The organism is Rhodovulum sp. PH10 (assembly GCF_000293785.1).
GTDB lineage: Bacteria > Pseudomonadota > Alphaproteobacteria > Rhizobiales > Xanthobacteraceae > Rhodoplanes.
The window spans coordinates 1-22,072 of the sequence record NZ_AKZI01000019.1 but is presented as its reverse complement, the minus strand read 5'-3'; the positions used below and the strand labels follow the sequence as shown (position 1 = coordinate 22,072).

Genomic DNA, 22,072 nt, shown 5'->3' with positions numbered 1-22,072 from the left:
TCAAGTGGATCCTCGAGAGGACCCGCCGGCCGGGGGCCCCGCGTCACGGCGGCAGCCGGCCGGCTGCCGCGGCGAGCCGGTCGAGCGCATCGGCGAGCATCGGCCCGCCGCACACGGTGAGCCGCTCGGGCATCACGATGCGCCGGGCCGGCGGATAGAGCCGGGTCAGCGCCGGGTGCAGCAGAAAGGCCTGGCCCTGGTCCTCGGGGGTGTCGCCGCCGCCGGCCACCAGAATGTCGTCGGGGCGCGCCGCGACGATCGTCTCGAGCGACGCGAAGCCGCCGGTGCGGAACCCGAGTTTTGGCGCGATATTGACGAGGCCGGCGGCGTTCAGGAGATCGTTTGTCAGCGTCTGGCCGCCCGGCACCCAGCCGCGCCGCGACACCGCGAGCACCGTGCGCGCGTGCCCCGTCGCCGCCGCCCGGGCGCGGGCGAGGGCGGCGTCGATCCGCCCATTGGCCGCCGCGGCGCGCTCGGGATGGCCGACCAGCTCGCCCATCCGCGAAATGTCCGCCTTGGCCTCGGCGATCGAGCGGGCGATGTCGAACTCGGCGACTGGCAGGCCGGAGCCCTTCAGGAGCATGCGGGTCGCCCGGCGGGCGAACCGCCCGGCCACCACGAGGTCCGGCTCCAGCATCAGCACGTCCTCGGCGGTGCCCGACAGGAGCCGGAATTTCTTGGCCTCCTCCGCCATGAAGGAGCGGTCGGCGTCGCGCGCATACGGGCTCAGGCCGACGATCTGCTCGGGATCGGCGAGCGCCATCAGGAGCTGATCGGTGCACAGATTGAGCGAGGCGATTCTCTTTGGCCCGGCAGCATGTGCCGGAGCCACGATCAGCAGCGTCAGGAGGACGGCGACTAGGTGGCGGACCATGGCACCACCACCGGCTGGCCGTCGTGCCCGCCGTGAAAGGCGGCGATCCGGAAGACGCTCGCCAAAATCTCCGGCGCCAGCGCCTCGGCGGGCGGGCCGTGCAGCACGAGGCGGCCGTCGGCGAGCACCAGCACCTTGTCGGCAAAGCGGGCGGCGAGGCCGAGATCGTGCGTCACCACGATCACCAGCGCCCCGTTCGCGGCCGCGGCGTGCAAGAGGCCCGTCACCTCGAGCTGATAATGCGGGTCGAGGGCGGCGACCGGCTCGTCGGCGAGGATCACCGGCGCCTCCACCGCCAGCACGCGGGCGAGGGCGACGCGCGCCCGCTCGCCGCCGGACAGCTCGGTGATCCGCCGGTCGGCGAGCGTTTTCAGGTCGGTCGCGGCGATCGCCCGCTCGACCGCGGCGAGATCGGCCGGGCCGAGCCGGGACGGGTCGGTCGCGCCGTGCGGGAAGCGGCCGAGCGCCACCACGTCGCGCACCGGCAGCGGCCAGTGCACCGCATGCCCCTGCGGCAGATAGGCGAAGCGGCGCGCCCGCTCCTTCACCGACAGCGCGGCGACCGCTTCTCCATCGGCGAAGACCGTGCCGCTCGCGGGAACCAGCCCCGCCAAGGCGCGCAACAGGGTGGTCTTGCCGGCGCCGTTCGGCCCGACCAGCGCCACCAGGCTTTTTCGCTCGAGCGACAGCGAGACGTCGGCCAGCACCTCGCGGCGGCCGAGCGCGACGCCGACCTTTTCGGCGACCAGATACGGCGCCGCCGTGCTCACGACACCCCTCCGCCGAGCGCCCGGCGCTCGCGCACGATCAGCCACAGGAAGAACGGCACGCCGATGATCGCGGTGAGCACGCCGACCTTCACGTCGGTCGCCGCCGGGATCAGCCGCACCGCGATATCGGCGGCGGTCAGCAGGCCGGCGCCGGCGAGCGCGCTCGGCACCATCAGTTTCGCCGGGTCCCAGCCGACCAGCGGCCGCATCAGATGCGGCGCCACCAGCCCGATGAAGCCGATCGTGCCGGCGACCGCCACCGCCCCGCCGACGCCGAGCGCGACGCCGACCACGACCAGCAGCCGCAAGCGCTCGACATCGACGCCGAGGCTTTGGGCGGTCTCCTCGCCGAGCGCGAGCACGCGGAATTTTTGCCGCTGCGCCATCAGGAGCGTTGCCCCCACCACGATGAAGGGCAGCGCCAGCGCGACGTGGCGAAAGCTGCGGTCCTCGAGCGAGCCCAAAAGCCAGAACGAGATCTCCAGCACCGCGAAGGGATTTGGCGCGAGGTTCATGGCGAGCGAGGTGCCGGCCCCGGCGAGGCTCGACAGCGCGAGGCCGGCGAGGATCAACAGAAGCAGGTTGGCGTTGCGGCCGGCGACCGCGAGCAGCACGAACACCGACAGGAAGGCGCCGAGAATGGCGGCGATCGGCAGCGCGAAGGACAGCACGTTCACGAGCCCGAGCGAGATCGCCAAAACCGCGCCGAACGCCGCCGCCTGCGGCGCGCCGAACAGCGCCGGCGAGGCGAGCGGATTTCTGAGCAAGCCCTGCAGCGCCGCGCCCGAAAGGCCCAAAACACCGCCGATCGCCACCGACAATATCGCCCGCGGCAGCCGGATCTCCTGCACGATGATGCGGGCGGTCTCGCTACCCTGCCCGGCGAGCGCCTCGGCGACCGCGAGCGGCGACAGCTTTACGGGACCGATCGCCAGCGACCCGACGAACAGCACGAGCACCACGGCCGTCAGCGCGAGCGTCGGCCCGCCGGTGCCGAGCGCGGCGGCGGCGCCGAAGGTTTTGGCTCTCGTCCTGCCGTCGGCTTTCATCGGAGGCGAACGCCTTTGTGGCGGGGTGCGCGCGTGCTGGTCCCCGGTGCCGTGAGAGTCGAGATCGGGCCACGGGCTCTGCCGTCATCGCCGGGCTCGACCCGGCGATCCATCAAACCAAACAACAAGAACTTTCTTGCGTTCGATGGATGCGCGGGTCGAGCCCGCGCATGACGGATGTGGGCGTGGCAAACGGGGTATTCTCTCATGCCGCCACCCGGTCGATCAGGTGAAAGAAGGTGCCCGTCACACACCCGCGGCGGGCGCCGCTCTCGGCGACCGGCCGGCCCGTGGCGTCGTGGCAGGTGGCGAGCGGATCGTCGGGGCAGGCGAGCACGGTCGCGTAATGGAACTCGTGCCCCAGGAAGCGCGCGGCCGCCTCTCCGAGCACGCACGGTGCGAGCAGGCTTGCCCGGCGATAGCCGAGATGCAGCTTTTTCACGGCGAACGACGTCTCGAGGCCCAGCAGGCCGAGCATCTGGTGCCGCGTGCCCTCCGCATCGACGAGGCCCGCGCCCAACACCATGAAGCCTCCGCACTCGCCGTGGATTTTTGTACTCTTCTCCGCGAGCGCTTTCATGCCGGCGCGAAAATTTTCGGCGCTCGCGAGCCGGCCGGCAAAAAGCTCGGGATAGCCACCCGGCAGCCAGACGACATCGGCGGACGAATCCGGCGGCTCGTCGGCGAGCGGCGAAAACATTTTCAGCTCGGCCCCGGCGGCCCGCCATGTGCGCAAAAGGTGCGGATAGACGAAGGAGAACGCCGCATCCTGCGCCAGCGCGATTGTTTGGCCGGGCGGCGGCAGCGCGGCGGCACCGGGTCGTTGGAGCGGCGCCACGAGCGGCCGTGCGGCGCACAAGATCGCATCGAGATCGACCTTTTCGACGTCGGCGAGCCGGTCGAGCCGCGCCTCGATCTCCTCCGTCTCGGCCGCCTGGACCAGCCCGAGATGCCGCTCCGGCAGCGCCAACGTATCGTCACGAAACACTGCGCCGAGCACCGGCAGGCCGATCCTCGCGAAACCCGGCGTCACCGCCGCGAGGTGGCGCGGGCTCGCGACCTTGTTGAGGATCACGCCGGCGACCGTCACGTCGTCCCGGTATCTTGCACAGCCGAGCGCGACCGCTGCCGCCGTCTCGGTCTGGCCGGAGACGTCGAGCACCAGCACCACCGGCCAGCCGGTGAGCGCCGCGATGTCGGCGGAAGCGCCGTTGCCGGACTGCCCGTCTGCCGGGGCGCCGTCGAACAAACCCATCACGCCCTCGGCGACCGCGACGTCGGCGCCCGCCGTCTCGCCCAGCAGATCGGCGAGGAGCGCCGGGCGCATGGAAAAGCCGTCGAGATTGAAGCTCGGCCGGCCGGCCGCGACCGCGTGCCAGGCGGGGTCGATGTAATCCGGGCCGCATTTGTAGGGCTGCACCGAAAGGCCCCTTTTGCGTAGCGCGCGCAAAAGACCGAGGGTGACGGTGGTCTTGCCGCTCGCCGAGCGCGGGGCTGCGATCAAAAGGCCCGGCGTGCTCATTCGGTGCGTCCGCGAAAGCGGCGCTGATAGCCGGCGTCGTAGAGCGCGCTGTCGCGGAAATCGCCTGAGCCCAACACCTCGCCGACCAGCACCAGCGCAGTGCGCTCCATCGGCGATTTTTGCGCCTCCGCGACGATGGTGCCGAGGGTGCCGCGAAGAATGCGCTCCTCCGGCCAGGTCGCGCGATAGACGATCGCCACCGGGCAGCTTTCGCCATAAGCGGGGATCAGCGTCTCGACCAGCCGGTCGAGCACGTGAATGGAGAGGTGAATCGCCAGCGTCGCCTTGGTGGCGGCGAAGGCGGCGAGCGACTCGCTCTCCGGCATCGCCGAGGCGCGCCCCGAGGTGCGGGTCAGCACCACGCTCTGCGCCACCTCCGGCAGCGTCAGCTCGGTCTTCAGGGCGGCGGCGGCGGCGGCGAAGGAGGGCACGCCGGGCGTCACCGTGTAGGGGATGCCGAGCGCGTCGAGCCGGCGCAGCTGCTCGCCGAGCGCGCTCCACACCGAAAGGTCGCCGGAGTGCAGCCGGGCGACGTCGTGGCCCGCCTCGTGGGCGCGAAAGAACTCGGCGGCGATCTCGTCGAGCGACATCGGCGCGGTGTCGACGATGCGCGCGCCCTTCGGGCAGTGCGACAGCAGCGCCGCCGGCACCAGCGATCCGGCAAAAAGGCAGACCGGGCAGCGGGCGAGCAGGTCGCGGCCCCGCACCGTGATCAGGTCGGGCGCGCCGGGGCCGGCGCCGATGAAATGCACGGTCACGGGCCGTCTCCGATGGCGAGCGCGCAGGTGGCGCTTTTCGTGGCGACACGCGGACCGGCGAGCCGGGCGTTGCGGCCGGCGGCGGCGAGCGCCGCGGCCTCCGCGACCGAGGCCGTGCCGACCGCGTCTTTTACCCGCTCCGACCGCGTGAGGAGTTTTTCCGCCACGCTCTCGAGCTTCGCTGTCGTGACCGCGACCAGCGGCACGCCGAGCTTTTCTGCGGCCTCGCAAAATGCCGGCTCGTCGGCCTTGAAGGCGGCGGTGGCGAGCGCGTCGGGTTTTTGGCCCGCCCGGCCGGCATCCGCCAAGGCGGCCTGCACCGCTTCAATGATGGCCGCGGCGGAGGTGCCGCGGCGAAAGCCGACACCCGCCACCATCACGGCTTTCTCACCCGCCACTGGGTCACCGGCATCGCCGGCCGGAAGCCCGACAGCGTGCCGACCGGTTCCGCGCGGGCGACCGCGAGGCGGATCAGCTCGCCGCCGTGCCTTTGGTGGAGATCGAGGAGGCGCGCCTCCGCCTCCAGCGTCACCACATTGGCGACCAGCCGGCCGCCCGGCTTCAGCGCCGCCCACGCCGTCTCGAACACGCCGGGCACGGAAAAGCCGCCGCCGACGAAGACGGCATCGGGGGCGGGCAAGTCCTTCAGCGCGTCGGGCGCGCGGCCCTCGACGATCGTCAGGTCCGGCGTGCCGAGATTCGCCGCGTTGTGGGCGGCGCGCGCCGCCCGGTCGGGCCGCGCCTCGATGCCGATCGCCCGCATCGCGGGGTGGCACAACAGCCACTCGATCGCGATCGAGCCGGCGCCGAGCCCGACGTCCCACAGAAGCTCGCCGGCGCGCGGCGCCAGCGCCGACAGCGTGACGGCGCGGATCTCGCGCTTGGTGAGCTGGCCGTCGTGCTCGAATAGATCGTCGTCGAGGCCGGAGGCGAGCGGCACCACGAGGGCGTTCGGGTCGGCGACCACCTCGAGGCCGATCAGGTTCAGCGGGTCGATGTTTTCCAGGCGAAAGACGTCGGCCCGCGCCGACCGAACGTTTTCGCGCGGACCGCCGAGCGCTTCCAGCACGTGCAGCGTCGAGCCGCCCATGCCGCGCGCGACCAGAAGCTCGGCGAGCTTTTGCGGGGTGGTGCCGTCCCACGACAGCGCCAGCACGCGCGCGCCCGGCTGGAGATGCCGGACGATCGTCTCGAGCGGCCGGCCGTGCAGCGTGACGGTGGCGAGATCGGGCAGCGACCAGGCGAGCCGCGCCGCTGCCAGGCTGAAGGCGGAGGGCTGGGGCAGACAAAAGATCTCGTCGGCCGGGATCACCTCGCCGAGCATGCGGCCGACGCCGTAGCAGAACGGATCGCCGGTCGCGAGCACCGCCACCGGCCGGCCCCGTCGCGCGGTGATGGCCGGAAAGGCGTCGCGCATCGGCCGCGGCCAGGCGAGCGTTTCCCCGTGCACCAAGGTTTCGGCGAGGGCGAGATGGCGGTCGCCGCCGACCACCAGCACCGCGCTCTCGACCAGCGTCCGCGCGGCCGGCGACAGGCCGTCGATCCCGTCCTCGCCGATGCCGACCAGCGACAGCCAGCGGCCGGGCCGGTCGGCCGTGTCCGAGCGCGCTTCGGAGAGGGGGGCGGTGGGCGAGCTCATGGCAGGACCTTTTCGAAGCGTGCGGCCGCCCAAAGGATACGCCGGGCGACACCATCCGCTCGTCCCCGCGAAGGCGGGGACCCAGTGGCGTCACGAAACGAGCGCCTGTCGCCGACGCCCTTCCGGGTTCCCGCTTGCGCGGGAACGAGCGGAGTTTTGGGCGTCTCCCGTAACAAAGAGCGAGCTCTCATTTCAGCCGCACCGGGCAGCCGGCGACCATCAGCCACGCCTCGGTGGCCTTGGCCGCCGTGCGCTGGCCGAGAAATCCCGCGAGATCGCGAAACCGCCGCACCACCGGGTCCATCGGCACCGGGCTCCAGCCGACCTCGTCGCCGATCACCACGACTGGAAAGGGTGCTGTGCGGAACGCCTCGAGGTCGGCGCTCCAGGCCGACAGCACCGCGTCGTCGGTCATCTCCATGCGGTCGGCGAGCCACAGCGCGATACTGTCGATCACCACGCCGGAGGGCGGCGGGTCGAGCGCCAGAAGCGCTTCCGACACGCATTCGGGCGCCTCGAGTGTGCGCCAGCCCGACGGGCGCTCGGCCTGGTGGCGGCGCACCCGCTCGGCCATCTCGGCGTCGTCGGGATCGCGGCGGTAGGTCGCGACGAACACCACGCCGTCGCCGAACCCGCGGGCGAGATCGACGGCGCGCCGGCTCTTGCCGCTGCGCACCGGCCCGGTGAGATGGATCAGCTCGCCCAAGATCTTTCGCTCACGCTTCTTCTTTCATGGCGGTCTCGCGCGGCCGCACGGGTTTTTGGCGATAGCGCCGCGTCTGCGCGCTGCCGTCCCACACCACCGGTCGCTCCAGCCATTTCTGGATGAAGTTCCACGCGCCACGAAAGCCGTTGTGCGGCAGCGTGCAGGCCGAGCAGTCCTTGCGGTGAAGGCCGTGGCGGTCGGTGAACACCTGATAGGGGCCGGGGCATCGGTAAGCGATCAGCGGGCAGTAGCAAAAAAGGCAGTTGAAGTCGCCCCGCACCCCGGCATGGCAGGGCAGGAACGGGCAGGCCGTGTTGGTGAAGCCCTTGAAGGCCTCGTTGGTCGTGGTGTCCTTCGGCTGCATGAACGGCGTCCGATGCGGAGCGAGGCTTTTCACGCGACGCCGAGGCCGGACGACGCGAGCACGGACGATCCGCCGCCCGGACCACGGGGATCGCGGCGCGAGCGGGTTCGGCGGGCGTGCGAGCCACGCCGGCGGATGGCGAATGGAAGGACGATCAGCTTCGGATGGGCATCGGCTTCTCCCTTCGACCCGCCGTCGAACGAACTGAACCCCGTGTCTCCGGCCGGTCTCCTGGCTCACGGATCATGGCTGCCGGTCATCCTTCCCGAGCGAGAGAAACGCTCAGTGGCCGTCGACCGGCGGCGATCCGCCTACAGTTGCGGGGGCAGCCGCGGCATGAGCGAGACCCGAAGGCGGTCGCCGCACCGCGTTCCCGTTTCACCTCTTTCGAGGCACCGAAGACGGCGTCACCTGAGCACGAAGCGCGCCGCGGCGCAAGGCGAGCGGCCGGCCGCCGCGATGGCACGGACGGCGCGCAAGGGGCGTTGACTTCGGCGGGCGGAGCTTTCATGACGGCGCCCTCCGACCTCTCGTGCGACCGGACGGCGTGCGTCTGCCGTGGGCGCGTTCTCATGATTCCTCGTGCCGAAGATTTTCCGGTCGACGATGTTGCGGTCGACGTGCTGGTCGCGGGCGGCGCGGCCGCCGGCCTGTGCGCGGCGATCGCCGCCCGCCGCCGCGGTGCCTCGGTGCTGCTCGCCGAGCGCGCGCCGCTCGCGCTGCGCGGCGGCAACACCCGGCACGCCCGCAATTTCCGCATCGTCCACGACGGCCCGGCCGACTGGGTGCCCGACGCCTATCGCGAGGACGAGTTCGTCGCCGATCTCGAGCGGGTGACCGAGGGCGAGTGCGACCTCGCGCTCGCCCGCCATCTGGTCCGCGCCTCCGCGAGCATCGCGCCGTGGCTCGCCGACAACGGCGTGGCGCTGCAATCGCGCGACGCCGGCGTGCTGCCCTATTCGCGGCGCACCGCCTTCCTGTTCGGCGGCGGCAAGGCGATGGTGAACGCGCTGTACGCGACCGCCGAGCGGCTCGGCGTGCGCGTCGCCTACGACGCCGAGGTGGCGGCGGTGCGCACGCACGACGACGGGTGCGAGGCGGAGATCGTCCGGCACGGTGCGCGCGAGCGCGAGCGGGTTCGGGTACGCCTGCGGGCGAAAACGATCGTGATGGCGACCGGCGGCCACCAGGCCGATCTCGACTGGCTGCGCGAGGATTTCGGCGAGGCGGCCGGCCGGCTGGTGATCCGCGGCACGCCGTACGCCGACGGGCGCGGCCTGCGCCTGCTGCTCGGCCTCGGCGCACAGGCGATCGGCGATCCGGGCTCGGCCCACATGGTGGCGGTCGATGCCCGCGGGCCGCGCTTCGACGGCGGCATCGTCACCCGCATCACCGGCATCCCCTACGGCATCGTGGTCGACCGCACCGGCCGGCGGATCGCCGACGAGCGCGCCGACACCCGCCGCACCCATTATGCCCAGTGGGGGCCGCGGATCGCCGCCGCACCCGGCCACATCGCCTATCTGATCGTCGACCGCGACGGCCTGCGCCGCGCCGGCCCGACCGCGCTGCCGCCGGTGACCGCGCAAGCGCTTCCCGATCTCGCTCGCAGGCTCGAGGTCGACGCGGCCGCGCTCGCCGACACGGTGGAGCGCTTCAACACGGCGGCGCTGGCGCTGCAGCCCGCCACCCGCCCGGTGCGCGAGCCGCCGCTCGCGGCCTGGCCGCTGTTGCCGGGCCTCACCTTCACCCGCTACGGCGTGCGGGTGGACGGCGCCATGCGGGTGGTGATGCGCGACGGGACGGCGGCGCCACGGCTGTTCGCTGCCGGCACGCTCGTGCAGGCGAACATTTTGGGGCGCGGCTATCTCGCCGGGCTCGGGGTGACGCTCGCCGCCGTGTCGGGGCGGATCGCCGGCGAGGAGGCCGCCCGTGCAACGACCGTCTGAGACGCGCACGTCGGACACTCGCCGGGCCGAGACTCACGAGGAGGCCGAGCGGGTGCTGCGGCTGTGCAGCGCCTGCATGTATTGCGACGGCTTCTGCGCGGTGTTTCCGGCGATCGCCGGCAAGGCGTTCTTCTCGCTCGTCGAGGTCGCCCACCTCGCCAATCTCTGCCACGCCTGCCGCGGCTGCTGGTACGCCTGCCAATACGCCCCGCCGCACCCCTTCGCGGTGAACCTGCCGCAGGCGCTCGCCGCGGCGCGCGAAGCGTCCTATGCCGGCTTCGTGCGCCCGCGTTGTCTCGCGCCGGCTCTCGACCGGCCGATGGTCGCCGTCGCGGTGGTGCTGATCACGACGCTGGCGATGGTTCTCGGGGTGTTGATCGCGGTGCCGTCGGCCGAGCTTTTCGCGGTCCATCGGGGCGAGGGGGCGTTCTACGAAATCGTGCCGCTGCCGCTGATGAGCGGCGCCGCCGGGCTTTCGCTCCTGTGGGCGGTGGTGTCGCTCGCCTGGTCGACGCTGGCGTTCTGGCGGGCGGTCGATCCGCGGGTGAAGCGCGGGGTGCTGCGAAAGGCGCTGAAGCCCGCGCTGCGCGACATCGTGATCTTGAAGAATCTCGGCGGCGGCGGGCACGGCTGCAACGACGTCGACGGCCGCTTCTCGCGGGAGCGCCGCTGGAGCCACCATCTGCTGGTCGGCGGACTTTTGGGCACGCTCGTCGCCACGGTCTCGGCCGCCGCGCTGCACCACCTCGCAGGCCTGGCCGCGCCCTATGGCTGGTTCAGCCTGCCGGTGCTGTCCGGCACGCTCGGCGGTGTGGCGATGCTCGCCGGCATCGGCGGGCTCGCGGCGATCGAGCTGCGCGGCGACCGCGATCCCACCCTCGCCACCGAGCGGCGGCACAACGCGGTGTTTCTGGCACTGCTGGCCCTGGTGGCGGCGAGCGGCCTCGCGGTGCTGCTCCTTCGCGAGACCGGCCTGATGGGCCTCGTGCTGACGCTGCATCTCGGGCTGGTGACCGGCTTCTTCCTGGCGCTGCCGATGTCGAAGATGATCCACGCGCCGTTCCGCGCGGTGGCGCTGCTGCGCGCCGCGATCGACCGCATCGTGGCGCCGCCCCGCCGCAGCGGCGGCGAGTGATCAGCCGGGCTTTGTCGCGCAGGCGGTCTCGAGCCGCTGCCATGCCGCCTCGTCGCCCGGCAGGCCGAAGCGGCAGCGGGTGGGCGCATCGGCAAAGCCGCGCACCAGGATCCCGTGCCGGGCGAACCGGTCGATCGGGTCGAGGCCGGAACAATCATCGGCGAGCACGAACAGGTCGCAGCCGCCACGCAGGGAAAAGCCCGCCTGCGTCAGAAGCGCCTCGAGGCGGCGACGGTCGGCGGCGAGCCGGGCGCGCGTCGCGGCGGTCCAGGCGTCGTCGGCGAGCGCATCGGCGGCGATCGCGCAGGCCGGGCCCGACACCGGCCAGTCGCCGAGCAGGTTGCGCCACGCCAGTGCGTCGCGCTCGGATGCGGCGACGAAGCCGAGCCTGAGCCCGGCGAGCCCGAAGAATTTGCCCAGCGACCGCAGCACCGTCACCCCCGCCGGCAGCCGCGCCGTCGCGAGCAGCGAAATCTCGGGCGCGACGTCGGCAAACGCCTCGTCGACCACCAGCCGCCCGTCGGGCCGTGCGGTCCAACGGTCCGCGAACTCCAGCAAAGCATCGCGCGAGAAGCGGCGCCCGTCCGGGTTGTTCGGATTGACCAGGACGACCGTGTCGAGCCCGCTCGTCTCCGGGTCGGGCAAGTCCGAAAGCACCGCAACCTCGCGGCCGGCGGCGCGCCACGCCTCGCCGTGCGAGCCGTAGGTGGGGCCGAGAATGCCGACCCGGCGGCCGCCCGCCACCAGCGGCAGCAGACGAATCGATATCTCGCTGCCCGGCACCGGCAGCAGCACGGTGCCCGCCGGGCGGCCATAAGCCGCCTCCGCCGCCTCGGTCAGGCGGGACAGATCGGCCGCCAGCGGCAGCCGATGATAGAGCACCGGCTCGATCGCCGGCACCGGAAACGGTTCGGGATTGATGCCGGTCGACAGGTCCACCCACGGCACCGGCGCGCCGGGATACAATCGCGCCGCCCGATCGATTCGCCCGCCATGCGCGCGTAAATCCTCGCTCGTCTCCATCGTCACCCGCAAAACGTCACCCGCGAAAAGAAGCGTCCGCCCGTGCTCGACCTCACCGACCGCTTGCTGATCTTGGTTCTCGCCGCCGGCCTCGAGGCGGTGGTGGGGTATCCCGACGCCCTGTTTCGCGCAATCGGCCATCCGGTCTCGTGGATCGGCCGGCTGATCGCGGCGCTCGATGCGGCGCTCAATCGGCCCGCGCTGCCCGAGACGTTTCGCCGCGCCGGCGGCATCGCCACCGTGGTCGTGCTGCTCGGCATCGGCCTTCTCGGCGGCCTCGTGCTGGAAGGGTTCGCGGCGGGTGTGCCGCTCCTCGGCATCGTGCTTCTGGTGGTCACCGCGGCGACGCTGATCGCCGGCGGCAGCCTCGATCGTCACGTGCGGGCGGTCGCGGTGGTGCTGCAACGCGAAGGCTTGCCCGGCGGGCGGCGGGAGATCGCAAAAATCGTCGGCCGCGATCCGGAGACGCTCGATGGGCCGGCGCTGTGCCGCGCCGCAATCGAGAGCCTCGCGGAAAATTCCTCCGACGGCGTGACGGCGCCCGCCGTCTGGTATCTCGTTCTCGGCCTGCCGGGCATGCTCGCCTACAAGGCGATCAACACCGCCGACAGCATGATCGGCCATCTCACCGCGCGATACCGGGCGTTCGGCTGGGCGGCGGCGCGGCTCGACGATCTCGTCAACCTGCCGGCCTCGCGGCTGACCGGGCTGATGCTGATCGCCGCCGCCGCGGTGGTGCCGGGCGCCTCGGCATCGGGCGCGCTGCGCGCCGTGCTGCGCGATGCGAAAAGGCACCGCTCGCCCAATGCCGGATGGCCGGAGGCGGCGATGGCCGGGGCGCTCGGGCTCAGGCTCGCCGGCCCGCGGGTGTATGGCGGCGTGCGGGTGGACGATGCCTGGATGGGCGACGGCCGCGCCGAGGCGACGCCGGCCGACATTTTTCGCGCGCTGACGCTCTACCGGGCGGCGTTTCTCGGCGCGCTGGGCATTTTGGCGGTGCTCGGCCTTCTGGTCAGCGGCTGAGGGCGAGCAGCTTTTCCACGTCGACATGGCGGGCGAGGTGATCGGCGAGCGCATCGAGCGTCGCGTCCACCATCGCCTCGTAGGAGCCCGCAGCACTCGGCACGCCGAGCGTTTCGAGCCAGCGGGCGCGCTGGCGGTCGTCGGCGAAGAAGCCGTGCACATAGGAGCCGGCGACCCGTCCGTCCGGCGACACCGCGCCGTCGTCGCGGCTGGACGAGCCGTCGTCGAGCCGCACCAGCGGGCGGCGCGTGCCGGGGCCTTCGGTGCGGCCCATATGCATCTCGTAACCGGCGAGCGGCACGCCGTCGGCGACCGTCTTTCCGGTGACCGCGACCAGCGACTTGTCGCCGCCGAGGGTGGTCGTCACGTCGAGGAGACCGAGCCCCTGCGCGGTGCCCGGCAAGCCCTCGAGGCCGTCGGGGTCGGCGATCGCCCGGCCCAGCATCTGATAGCCGCCGCACAGGCCGAGCACCCGCCCGCCACGGCGCACATGCGCGAGAATGTCGATGTCCCAGCGGGCGGCGCGCAGCGCGGCGAGATCGGCGATGGTCGCCTTCGAGCCCGGCAGGATCACCAGGTCGGTGTCGGCCGGCAGAGGCGTGCCGTTCCGCAGCATCACCAGCTCGACCGCGGGCTCGAGCTTTAGCGGATCGAGGTCGTCGAAATTGGCGATGTGCGGCAGCACCGGCACCGCGATTTTTGCGCGCTGCGCCGCGCCCGGCGGGCGCGCGGCCGGCAGACCGTCGAGCGCCATGCTGTCTTCCGCCGGCAGCCGGAAGGCATTTGCAAAATGCGGCACCAGCCCGAGCGCCGCCCAGCCGGTTCTTTCGGCGACGAACGCCATGCCGGCGGCAAACAGCGCCGGGTCGCCGCGCATCTTGTTGACCAGAAAGCCGCGGATCAGCGCGGCGTCGGCGGGATCGATCACCGCGGCGGTGCCGCAGAGGCTCGCGATCACCCCGCCGCGGTCGATGTCGCCGATCAGCACCACCGGCACGCTTGCGGCGCGGGCAAAGCCCATATTGGCGATGTCGTTGTCACGAAGATTCACTTCCGAGGCCGAACCCGCGCCCTCCACCAGCACGATCTCGGCGCTCTCACGAAGCCGCGAAAAGCTCTCCAGCACGGCGGGCATCAGCAGCGCCTTGCGCGACTGATAATCGCGCGCGCCCGCGCTGCCGATCACCTTGCCGCACAGCACGATCTGGGCACCGACCTCGCTCTGCGGCTTCAGCAGCACCGGGTTCATGTCGACGCTCGGCGCGATCCGCGCGGCGCGCGCCTGAAGCGCCTGCGCCCGGCCGATCTCACCACCGTCGGCGGTGACGGCAGCGTTGTTCGACATGTTCTGCGGCTTGAACGGTGCGACCGAGACGCCGCGATTCGCCAGCAGCCGGCAGAGACCTGCGACGATCAGCGACTTTCCGACGTCCGACCCGGTGCCCTGGAACATCAGCGCGCGGGTCATGATCCGAGGCCGAACGACGGTCTGGCCCCCCTCCCTGTCCCTCCCCCACGAGGGGGGAGGGAACGACGGAGCCGATGCGTCGCCACTTTGACGACCGCTTCTGCAGCGAGAGCCGCTCGCTCGGTGGCTGCCGAATTTTGTGCGCCGTGCCACACCCGGCTCCCGTCCCTCTTGCGGGAGGGGGGCATCGGCATGGCCATCGGGACGAATGCGCGGATCGAAAGATGCGGCATCGTCAATACTCGATCCCGGCCTGGGTCTTCACGCCGGCCTTGAAGTGGTGCTTGACCAGCGTCATCTCGGTGACGAGGTCGGCCGCCTCGATCAGCGCCGGTTTTGCGTTGCGGCCGGTGATCACGACGTGCAGCTCCTTCCGCCGTGCGGCGAGGCGGGACAGAATCTCGTCGAGCGGCAGATAGTCGTAGCGCAGCGCGATGTTCAGCTCGTCGAGGACGAGAAGGCCGATCGAGGGATCGTCCATCAAGCGTTCGGCGAGCGTCCAGGCGTTGCGGCAGGCGGCGATGTCGCGCGCCTTGTCCTGCGTCTCCCAGGTAAAACCCTCGCCGGCGGTGTGCCACACCACGCGGTCGCCGAAGGCTTGCAGCGCGACGCGCTCGCCGGTGTCGCGCGACTTGACGAACTGCACGATCCCGACCCGCACATCGTGGCCGAGCGCGCGAAGCACGAGCCCGAAGGCGGCGGTCGACTTGCCCTTGCCGGTGCCGGTGTGGACCATCAGAAGGCCCTTCTCCACCGTCCGCGCGGCGATTTCTGCGTCCTGCAGCGCCTTGCGCTTGCGCATTTTTTCGCGATGACGCGCGGCCTCGGCGGGGTCGGGCACGGCGGTGCCGGAAACGGTGTCGGTGGAAACGGTGTCGGGGGTGTGGTCGGTCATGCGGGCTCCGTGGTCGGGGCCGACATGATCACATTGCGGCCCGCGAGCGCAACGGCGTGCGGCGCAGCCGGAACCCGGACGGCGATAGAATCAAAAGGCTTCTTCCTCGGCGTCGCCGCCGACCAGAATCTCGCGCTTGCCGGCATGGTTCGCCTGGCCGACCACGCCCTCGGCCTCCATCCGCTCCATCAGCGAGGCGGCCTTGTTGTAGCCGATCTGCAGGCGGCGCTGGATGTAGCTGGTCGAGGCCTTGCGGTCGCGCAGCACCACGGCGACGGCCTGCTGATAGAGGTCGCCCTCCTGGCCCATCGCGGTGCCGTCGAACACCGCCTCGCCGTCGCCGCTCTCCTCCTCGGCGGTGACGTCCTCGAGATATTGCGGCGCGCCCTGCGTCTTGAGGTGGCGGACGATCTTCTCGACCTCCTCGTCGGAGACGAACGGCCCGTGCACGCGGCTGATCCGGCCGCCGCCGGCCATGTAGAGCATGTCGCCCTGGCCGAGCAGCTGCTCGGCGCCCTGCTCGCCGAGAATCGTGCGGCTGTCGATCTTGGAGGTGACCTGGAAGGAGATGCGGGTCGGAAAGTTCGCCTTGATGGTGCCGGTGATGACGTCGACCGAGGGGCGCTGGGTGGCGACGATCACGTGCAGGCCGGCGGCGCGCGCCATCTGGGCGAGGCGCTGCACCGCACCCTCGATGTCCTTGCCGGCGACCATCATCAGGTCGGCCATCTCGTCGACCACCACCACGATGAAGGGCAACGGCTCGAGGTCGAGCTCCTCGGTCTCGTAGATCGCGGTGCCGGTCTCCTTGTCGTAGCCGGTGTGCACCGTGCGGGTGAGGCGCTCGCCCTTGGCCTTCGCCTCGGCGAGGCGGGCATTGTAGCCCTCGATGTTGCGCACCCCGACTTTTGCGAGCTTCTTGTAGCGGCTCTCCATCTCGCGCACCGCCCATTTGAGCGCGACGACGGCCTTCTTGGGGTCGGTGACGACGGGCGTGAGGAGATGCGGAATGCCGTCATAGACCGACAGCTCGAGCATTTTCGGGTCGACCATGATCAGCCGGCACTGGTCCGGCCGCAGCCGGTACAGGAGGCTCAGGATCATGGTGTTGATGGCGACCGACTTGCCCGAGCCGGTGGTGCCGGCGATCAGGAGATGCGGCATGCGGGCGAGATCGACGATCACCGCGTCGCCGCCGATCGTCTTGCCGAGGCAGAGCGGCAGCTTGGCGTTGCAGTCGTGGAACTGCTCGGACGCCAGCATCTCGCGAAACAGAACTTTTTCGCGGGTGGCGTTGGGCAGCTCGATGCCGATCACGTTGCGGCCGGGCACCACCGCGACGCGGGCCGACACCGCGCTCATCGAGCGGGCGATGTCGTCGGCGAGCCCGATGACGCGCGACGACTTGATGCCGGGCGCCGGCTCCAGCTCGTAGAGCGTGACCACGGGGCCGGGGTGCGCGTCGAGAATCTCGCCGCGGACGCCGAAGTCGGACAAGACCGTCTCGAGCGCGGTCTCGTTCGCTTCCAGCACGTCCTTCGGCACCACGTTGCGGTCGGACGCCTTCGGCGCGGCGAGCAGGTTCAGCGACGGCAGCTCGTACTCGGCGGGCTTCTTCGGCTTGCGGCCGGCCGGCGCCGCCTTCCTGGCGTTGCGGGGAGCGGGGGCGGGCGCGTCCTCGACCTCCTCGTCGCTCTCGTCGTACGGCTCGTCCTCGTAAGCCGCGTCGCCTTGCGCGTCCGCATCGGGTGCGACCGGATCGGCGGCCGGCGGCATCGCGCCGAAATGCGGCTCGCGGCGGTCGCGGGCGAGCGTGTCGGGCTCCTTGTCGCGCTCGCGCAACGCCTTCACCCCGGCGACGATGCCGGCGCGGGCGAGCCGCAGCGCGCGCGCCTTGAGGCTCAGGAGCGCATGCACCACGAGGCCGATCGACACCGAGGCGCGGTCGCCGTCCTCCTCGTCCTCGTCCGGATCGTCGGGCGCGAGCGGGGCGGCCACCGGCTTTGCCGGCTTCGCCTTGGCGGCGGGCTTTTTCGGGGCGTCGGTCGCGGTCGCGGTGAAGCCGACTCCGCAGGCGAACAGGATCGCGGCGGCGGCGGCGGCGCCATAGACCACCAGGCAGACGCTGGCGCCGATGCCGATCCAGGCCGGACCGTGCACCATGCCGTCGCCGACCACCCCGCCGAGCCCGGTCGGCAGCGGCCAGGCGGCGCTTCTCGGCAGGCAGGAGGCGAAGCCGGCGGCGAGCGGCAGGCCGAGCACCCAAGCGCCGAGCCGCCAGCGCTCGCGCCCGAACCGGTGCTCGTGGGCGAGCCGCCAGCCCCACACCGCGATCGGCGCGATCAGCGCCAAAATCGCGAGGCCGAAGAGCTGCATCGACAGGTCGGAGACGATCGCGCCCGGGACGCCGAGCAGGTTGCGCACCGGCGCCGAGGTGGCGTGGCTCAGGCTCGGGTCCTTGACCGACCAGGTGATCAGCGCCGCCAGGCACAGCGCCGCCGCGCCGAGCAGCACGAGCCCGCCGGCCTGCCGGACGCGGCGCGCCACCGCGGCGCGAAGGTCGTCCGGCAGCAGAGCGATGGACCCGGTGTGGCGCAGTGCGGTCATGACCCCTCGGCGGTGGCTCTATCCCAGCACGGCGACCAGGCGCCGCAGCGCCTCCGCCGTGGTCTCCTCGTCCTGCACGATCGCGACGCGGATGAAATCCGCGCCGGGATTGCTGCCGTCGGCCCGATCGCGCGCGATGTAGCGGCCGGGCAAAACCTTCACCCCCGCCTCGCGCCACAGCGCGAGCGTCGCCTGCTCGCTGCCGCCGTGCGCCGAGACGTCGAGCCACAGATAGAAGCCGCCCGCCGGGCGCACCCAGCCGTAGCGGGTGCCGACGATCTCCTCGGCGATCTCGAACTTTCTCGCATAGAGCCGGCGGTTCTCGTCGACATGCGCCTCGTCGGCATAGGCGGCGGCGCCGACCAGCTGGGCCGGCACCGGCACCGTCGGCGCGGCGACGTTGCGCAGCTCGAGGAAGGTTTTCAGGAACCGCTCGTCGCCCGCGGCGAAGCCGACCCGCAGCCCCGGCAGGTTGGAGCGCTTGGACAGCGACTGGAACACCACGACGTCGGCAAAGTCTTCGCCCGCCGCCTCGAGGATTCCGGGCGGTTTTTCGCGGGTGTAGATCTCGGAATAACACTCGTCGGCAAAAACGAGAAAGCCGTGGCGGCGGGCGAGCGAGACGAGCCGCGACAGATAGGCGAGCTCGGCCACCGCGCCCTGCGGGTTCGCGGGCGAGGCGAGATAGAAGGCGACGGTGCGGGCGAGAAGCGCCTCGTCGAGCGCGTCGAGGTCGGGCAAGAAGCCGGTCTCGCGGGTCGCCGGCAGAAAGACGGTCTCGCAGCCGGCGGCGTCGGCGCCTGCCGGATAGACGGCATAGAACGGGTTCGGCACCAGCACGGCGGGCGTGCCGCGGCGCGGTGCGACGAACCGGCGGGCGGCGACCGCGGCGAGAAACAGCCCCTCGCGGGTGCCGTTGAGCACCAGGATTTCGGTCTCGGGATCGGGCATCCGCACCCCGTAGCGGCCGGCGAGCCACTGCGCGGCGGCGGTGCGGAAGGCGGGCGTTCCCTTGCCGGCCGGATAGCGGCCGAGCGAGGCGATGTCGGAGCCGAGAATTTCTGCCACGAAGCCCGGCACCGGGTGCTGCGGCTCGCCGAGCGAGAGCACGATCGGCGGCTTGCCGGGCGCGACGTCCGAAAGAAGCTCGTTCAGCCGCACGAAGGGCGAGCGCCCGATCGCCGTGCCGGGCGCGGAGACGATCTCGGGGTCGGCGGCGGAGCTGGACATCGGGGGACGGCACTCGAACGGTTGCGTCCGCCCGGCGGCCGGGCGGATTGCGGATCACGGAAAGACCATAGCGGCGGCGAGGTTAAGGCGCGATTAACCATCGGCGGGCGGGGGGTGGCGGGTGACGAATGCCAGGGTGCGGTCTAGGGTGTGGCCGCTTCGGCGGCCGGAAGGGTCGATCGATCGCGGGAGAGCCATCGTGAAGGCATCGAAGACGACACCATCCATCGTTTTCACGATCGGGTACGAAGCGACCGACATCGATCGGTTCATCGCCACGCTGCAGGCGGTCGGCGTAGAGGTCCTCGCAGACGTGAGAGCCGTCGCCGTCTCGCGCAAGAAGGGATTTTCCAAGAACAGCCTGCGAGCGCAGCTGGAGACTGCGGGAATCGGCTACGTCCACTTCGTCGGGCTGGGTGACCCCAAGCCTGGACGGGACGCCGCCCGCGCGGGACGTTACGACGATTTTCACCGCATTTACCGACGTCATCTCGCTGGCCGCCCGGGCCAGGCCCAGCTCGGTTCGCTCCTGGAGGTGATGCGAACGAACCGGACGTGCCTGATGTGCTTCGAACGTGACGCGAAATATTGTCATCGCTCCCTCATCTTGGATAACCTGTCGGTTGAAGGTATCCAGGTGGTTCACCTCTATGGCGACCAGCCCGAGCGGTATGCAGGACGGTTTCCCGACCTCACGCGTGGTCGTCCTGGTCAAGGCGCTGCCGCAGCCGAGTAAGAGGTACGGCGAGACGGTCTGCTGCGCCGGTGTGACCGAGCAGCGCGAATGGAAGCGCCTCTTTCCGGTCCGCTTCCGCCATCTCGAAGGGCGCCACAGTTTCGGCCGGTGGGACGTCATCACGTTTCGCTACCGGCGCCCGACGCACGACAGCCGCTCGGAGAGCTGCCACGTATTCGAGGACACCATTGCCCGAAATGGGAGCCTGCCGCCTCGAGAGCGCGCTCGACTGCTCGATCCGCTCGTTGTCCCTTCGATATCGTCTGCCGCCGCGCAGGGCCGGTCGCTCGCCCTCATCCGCCCGAAGAACACCTGCTTTCGTTTGAAGCCGAAGAAGCCGGGCCACATTGCCGACGAGCGCGCCGCCTACAAGCGTGCCGCGAAGCAAACGGCGTTCTTCGACAAACAACTTGCCGAGATCGAGCCGTCACCCTTCGAATTCATTTTCGACTTCGAGGACGGAGACGGACACCACAGCTTCCGGAGCGGCGACTGGGAAACCCACACGATGTTCTGGAAGTGGCGGATGTCTCATGGCGAGGCCGGCGCCTTGAGCCGGATGTCTGCCGTCTACAACGACCACTATCCTGGACGCGGCATGGCATTCGTGGTGGGCAATCAGGCGAAACGCCCGCACGTGTGGCAGTTGCTCGGCGTCCTGCGGCTCGACGAAGTGCGTCAGCCGGACCTTTTCGGTTGACTCCCGATCGTGTCCGGCGCCGAAGGTCCGCCTCTCCGAAAAAAAGAGGCCCCGACGGGTGGTCGGGGCCTCCGGTGGAAAGGGCGGTGCCGGGTGTCCGTCCTTTCCGGTGATGCGAGGAGAGGAGAGCCTCACATGTTGTAGGCGCGCTCGCCGTGGTCGGAGAGGTCGAGGCCTTCGCGCTCGGCTTCCGGGGTCGGGCGCAGGCCGACGACGACGTCGACGATCTTGTAGAGGACCGCCGAGCCGACGCCCGACCACACCAGCGTCAAGGCGACCGCCTTGATCTGGGCCATCAGCTGCGTCTGCATGTTGTAGTCGGCGACCGCACCCGCGACGTAGTCGTAGATGCCGGTGCCGCCGAGCGCCGGGTTGACCAGCACGCCGGTCAGGATGGCGCCGACGATGCCGCCCACGCAGTGGATGCCGAACACGTCGAGGGCGTCGTCGTAGCCGAGCGCGTTCTTCACCACGGCGACGAAGAACAGGCAGACCACGCCGGCGATCAGGCCGAGCACCAGGGCGCCCATCGGGCCGGCGAAGCCGGCCGCCGGGGTGACCGCGACGAGGCCGGCGATGCAGCCCGACAGCGCGCCGAGCAGCGACGGCTTGCCCTTGGTGATCCACTCCGCGAACATCCAGGACAGCGCCGCGGCGGCGGTGGCGATGAAGGTGTTGGTCATCGCGAGCGCGGCCGAGCCCGACGCCTCGAGGGCGGAGCCGGCGTTGAAGCCGAACCAGCCCACCCACAGCAGCGTGGCGCCGATCATCGTCTGCACCAGCGAGTGGGGCGGCATCAGCTCCTTGCCGTAGCCGATGCGCGGGCCGACGATCAGGGCGCCGACCAGGCCGGCGATACCGGCATTGATGTGCACCACGGTGCCGCCCGCGAAGTCGATGCCGCCCCACAGGAAGATCTGGCCGGCGTCGGCGAGGACGGCGTCGAGATTGGCCTGGGCGGCGGTGCGGGCCGCCTCGTCGGTCGCGGCCTGGACCGCGGCGTGCGCCGCGACGATCGCGTCGGGGCCGGCCCAGTACCAGACCATGTGGGCCATCGGGAAGTAGATCAGGGTGACCCACAGCGGGATGAACAGCGCGACCGCCGAGAACTTCATGCGCTCGGCGAAGGCGCCGACGATGAGGGCCGGGGTGATCGCCGCGAAGGTCATCTGGAAGCAGACGAACACGAGCTCGGAGATGTTGGCGCCGGCGGTGAAGGTGCCGGTGGCCGCCTCGGGCGTGACGCCCGTGAGGAACATCTTGGTGAAGCCGCCGACATACGGCGTGGTGCCGCCGGTGAAGGCCATCGAGTAGCCGTACAGCGCCCAGATCACGATGACGACGCACACCGTGTAGAACACGTGCGCGAGCACCGAGAGCATGTTCTTGGTGCGCACCAGGCCGCCATAGAACAAGGCGAGGCCCGGGATGGTCATCAGCAGCACGAGCACCGCCGAGGTCATCATCCAGGCGTTGTCGCCCTTGTTGACCGTGGGCGCGGCCGGCGGGGTCACCGCGGCGGTCGCGGTGCCGCCCGAGACCTGCTCGGCGGCGGCCGGGGCGGCGGCCGGGGTGGTCGCCGCCGGGGCGCTCGGCGCCGCGGTGGAGGCGGCGGGCTCGCTGG

Annotated in this window: 20 protein-coding genes and 1 riboswitch; of the genes, 5 read left to right on the top strand and 15 right to left on the bottom strand. The window is 71.1% G+C overall.

Annotation, left to right across the window (positions count from 1 at the left end; translation table 11 throughout):
• Positions 1-43: 43 nt before the first annotated feature.
• From A33M_RS03810 to A33M_RS03770, 9 genes are all read right to left on the bottom strand, one after another.
• Entirely contained in the window at positions 44-874 is an 831-nt protein-coding gene (locus A33M_RS03810) for an ABC transporter substrate-binding protein (protein ID WP_008383691.1), read from the bottom strand.
• Positions 859-1,644: an ABC transporter ATP-binding protein gene (locus tag A33M_RS03805; protein ID WP_008383689.1), complete on the bottom strand. Its 786-nt coding sequence runs from the start codon at positions 1,642-1,644 to the stop codon at positions 859-861. The genes A33M_RS03810 and A33M_RS03805 overlap by 16 nt, the downstream gene beginning before the upstream one ends.
• Positions 1,641-2,693, bottom strand: a complete 1,053-nt coding sequence (locus A33M_RS03800; protein ID WP_008383687.1) for a FecCD family ABC transporter permease — start codon at positions 2,691-2,693, stop codon at positions 1,641-1,643. The genes A33M_RS03805 and A33M_RS03800 overlap by 4 nt, the downstream gene beginning before the upstream one ends.
• 205 nt (positions 2,694-2,898) lie before the next feature.
• Positions 2,899-4,215, bottom strand: a complete 1,317-nt coding sequence (locus A33M_RS03795; protein WP_008383683.1) for a cobyrinate a,c-diamide synthase — start codon at positions 4,213-4,215, stop codon at positions 2,899-2,901.
• The gene (gene cobM, locus A33M_RS03790; protein WP_008383682.1) at positions 4,212-4,973 is read right to left on the bottom strand and encodes a precorrin-4 C(11)-methyltransferase; all 762 of its coding nucleotides are present in this window, start codon (positions 4,971-4,973) and stop codon (positions 4,212-4,214) included. The genes A33M_RS03795 and cobM overlap by 4 nt, the downstream gene beginning before the upstream one ends.
• Entirely contained in the window at positions 4,970-5,371 is a 402-nt protein-coding gene (locus tag A33M_RS03785; RefSeq protein ID WP_237718267.1) for a cobalamin biosynthesis protein, read from the bottom strand. Before A33M_RS03785 ends, cobM begins: the two co-directional genes overlap by 4 nt.
• Positions 5,350-6,612: a bifunctional cobalt-precorrin-7 (C(5))-methyltransferase/cobalt-precorrin-6B (C(15))-methyltransferase gene (locus tag A33M_RS03780; RefSeq protein WP_008383677.1), complete on the bottom strand. Its 1,263-nt coding sequence runs from the start codon at positions 6,610-6,612 to the stop codon at positions 5,350-5,352. Before A33M_RS03780 ends, A33M_RS03785 begins: the two co-directional genes overlap by 22 nt.
• Before the next feature lie 187 nt (positions 6,613-6,799).
• On the bottom strand, positions 6,800-7,318 hold the full coding sequence (locus A33M_RS03775; protein WP_008383675.1) for a bifunctional adenosylcobinamide kinase/adenosylcobinamide-phosphate guanylyltransferase: 519 nt from the start codon (positions 7,316-7,318) through the stop codon (positions 6,800-6,802).
• A gap of 10 nt (positions 7,319-7,328) precedes the next feature.
• Positions 7,329-7,682, bottom strand: coding sequence for a cysteine-rich small domain-containing protein (locus A33M_RS03770; RefSeq protein WP_040619176.1), 354 nt, complete (start codon positions 7,680-7,682; stop codon positions 7,329-7,331).
• A 204-nt stretch (positions 7,683-7,886) separates the two neighbouring features.
• A riboswitch (cobalamin riboswitch) is annotated at positions 7,887-8,097 on the bottom strand.
• Positions 8,098-8,254: 157 nt separating this feature from the next.
• Here A33M_RS03770 and tcuA point away from each other — a divergent pair.
• The gene (gene tcuA, locus A33M_RS03765) at positions 8,255-9,631 is read left to right on the top strand and encodes an FAD-dependent tricarballylate dehydrogenase TcuA (RefSeq protein WP_008383672.1); all 1,377 of its coding nucleotides are present in this window, start codon (positions 8,255-8,257) and stop codon (positions 9,629-9,631) included.
• Entirely contained in the window at positions 9,615-10,766 is a 1,152-nt protein-coding gene (tcuB, locus tag A33M_RS03760; protein ID WP_008383671.1) for a tricarballylate utilization 4Fe-4S protein TcuB, read from the top strand. The genes tcuA and tcuB overlap by 17 nt, the downstream gene beginning before the upstream one ends.
• Here the strand turns inward: tcuB and cobD are convergent, their stop codons facing one another.
• Entirely contained in the window at positions 10,767-11,789 is a 1,023-nt protein-coding gene (cobD, locus tag A33M_RS03755; RefSeq protein ID WP_040619206.1) for a threonine-phosphate decarboxylase CobD, read from the bottom strand.
• 42 nt (positions 11,790-11,831) lie between these two features.
• Here cobD and cbiB point away from each other — a divergent pair, with 42 nt between their 5' ends.
• Positions 11,832-12,812, top strand: coding sequence for an adenosylcobinamide-phosphate synthase CbiB (gene cbiB / locus A33M_RS03750; protein WP_008383669.1), 981 nt, complete (start codon positions 11,832-11,834; stop codon positions 12,810-12,812).
• On the opposite strand, the gene A33M_RS03745 is transcribed toward cbiB, so the two are convergent.
• The 4 genes from A33M_RS03745 to A33M_RS03730 all read right to left on the bottom strand — a co-directional run bounded on the left by A33M_RS03745 (position 12,802) and on the right by A33M_RS03730 (position 19,012).
• Entirely contained in the window at positions 12,802-14,280 is a 1,479-nt protein-coding gene (locus A33M_RS03745; RefSeq protein ID WP_008383668.1) for a cobyric acid synthase, read from the bottom strand. The genes cbiB and A33M_RS03745 overlap by 11 nt on opposite strands.
• A gap of 235 nt (positions 14,281-14,515) precedes the next feature.
• Complete coding sequence (gene cobO / locus A33M_RS03740; RefSeq protein WP_008383667.1) at positions 14,516-15,175, bottom strand: cob(I)yrinic acid a,c-diamide adenosyltransferase; 660 nt, start codon at positions 15,173-15,175, stop codon at positions 14,516-14,518.
• A gap of 90 nt (positions 15,176-15,265) precedes the next feature.
• Positions 15,266-17,782 (bottom strand): FtsK/SpoIIIE family DNA translocase, encoded by a 2,517-nt coding sequence (locus tag A33M_RS03735; RefSeq protein WP_008383666.1) that lies wholly within the window; start codon positions 17,780-17,782, stop codon positions 15,266-15,268.
• Between the two features lie 18 nt (positions 17,783-17,800).
• Entirely contained in the window at positions 17,801-19,012 is a 1,212-nt protein-coding gene (locus tag A33M_RS03730; RefSeq protein ID WP_008383665.1) for an aminotransferase class I/II-fold pyridoxal phosphate-dependent enzyme, read from the bottom strand.
• A gap of 199 nt (positions 19,013-19,211) precedes the next feature.
• On the opposite strand from A33M_RS03730, the gene A33M_RS03725 reads away from it, so the two are divergent.
• Positions 19,212-19,748 carry a DUF488 domain-containing protein gene (locus A33M_RS03725; RefSeq protein WP_052026832.1) on the top strand — a complete coding sequence of 179 codons (537 nt, stop codon included), beginning with the start codon at positions 19,212-19,214 and terminating at the stop codon, positions 19,746-19,748.
• Positions 19,711-20,448 (top strand): hypothetical protein, encoded by a 738-nt coding sequence (locus A33M_RS03720; protein WP_008383663.1) that lies wholly within the window; start codon positions 19,711-19,713, stop codon positions 20,446-20,448. Before A33M_RS03725 ends, A33M_RS03720 begins: the two co-directional genes overlap by 38 nt.
• Positions 20,449-20,579: 131 nt before the next feature.
• Here the strand turns inward: A33M_RS03720 and A33M_RS03715 are convergent.
• A partial coding sequence (locus A33M_RS03715; RefSeq protein ID WP_237718265.1) for an ammonium transporter occupies positions 20,580-22,072 on the bottom strand: 1,493 nt, incomplete at its 5' end.

Bases quoted from the DNA above. Each gene is read 5' to 3' on its own strand.
- A33M_RS03795 (WP_008383683.1), bottom strand. From the start codon at position 4,215: ATGAGCACGCCGGGCCTTTTGATCGCAGCCCCGCGCTCGGCGAGCGGC.
- A33M_RS03810 (WP_008383691.1), bottom strand. From the start codon at position 874: ATGGTCCGCCACCTAGTCGCCGTCCTCCTGACGCTGCTGATCGTGGCT.
- cobO (WP_008383667.1), bottom strand. From the start codon at position 15,175: ATGACCGACCACACCCCCGACACCGTTTCCACCGACACCGTTTCCGGC.
- A33M_RS03780 (WP_008383677.1), bottom strand. From the start codon at position 6,612: ATGAGCTCGCCCACCGCCCCCCTCTCCGAAGCGCGCTCGGACACGGCC.
- A33M_RS03745 (WP_008383668.1), bottom strand. From the start codon at position 14,280: ATGACCCGCGCGCTGATGTTCCAGGGCACCGGGTCGGACGTCGGAAAG.
- A33M_RS03730 (WP_008383665.1), bottom strand. From the start codon at position 19,012: ATGTCCAGCTCCGCCGCCGACCCCGAGATCGTCTCCGCGCCCGGCACG.
- cobD (WP_040619206.1), bottom strand. From the start codon at position 11,789: ATGGAGACGAGCGAGGATTTACGCGCGCATGGCGGGCGAATCGATCGG.
- tcuA (WP_008383672.1), top strand. From the start codon at position 8,255: ATGATTCCTCGTGCCGAAGATTTTCCGGTCGACGATGTTGCGGTCGAC.
- A33M_RS03770 (WP_040619176.1), bottom strand. From the start codon at position 7,682: ATGCAGCCGAAGGACACCACGACCAACGAGGCCTTCAAGGGCTTCACC.
- A33M_RS03800 (WP_008383687.1), bottom strand. From the start codon at position 2,693: ATGAAAGCCGACGGCAGGACGAGAGCCAAAACCTTCGGCGCCGCCGCC.
- A33M_RS03735 (WP_008383666.1), bottom strand. From the start codon at position 17,782: ATGACCGCACTGCGCCACACCGGGTCCATCGCTCTGCTGCCGGACGAC.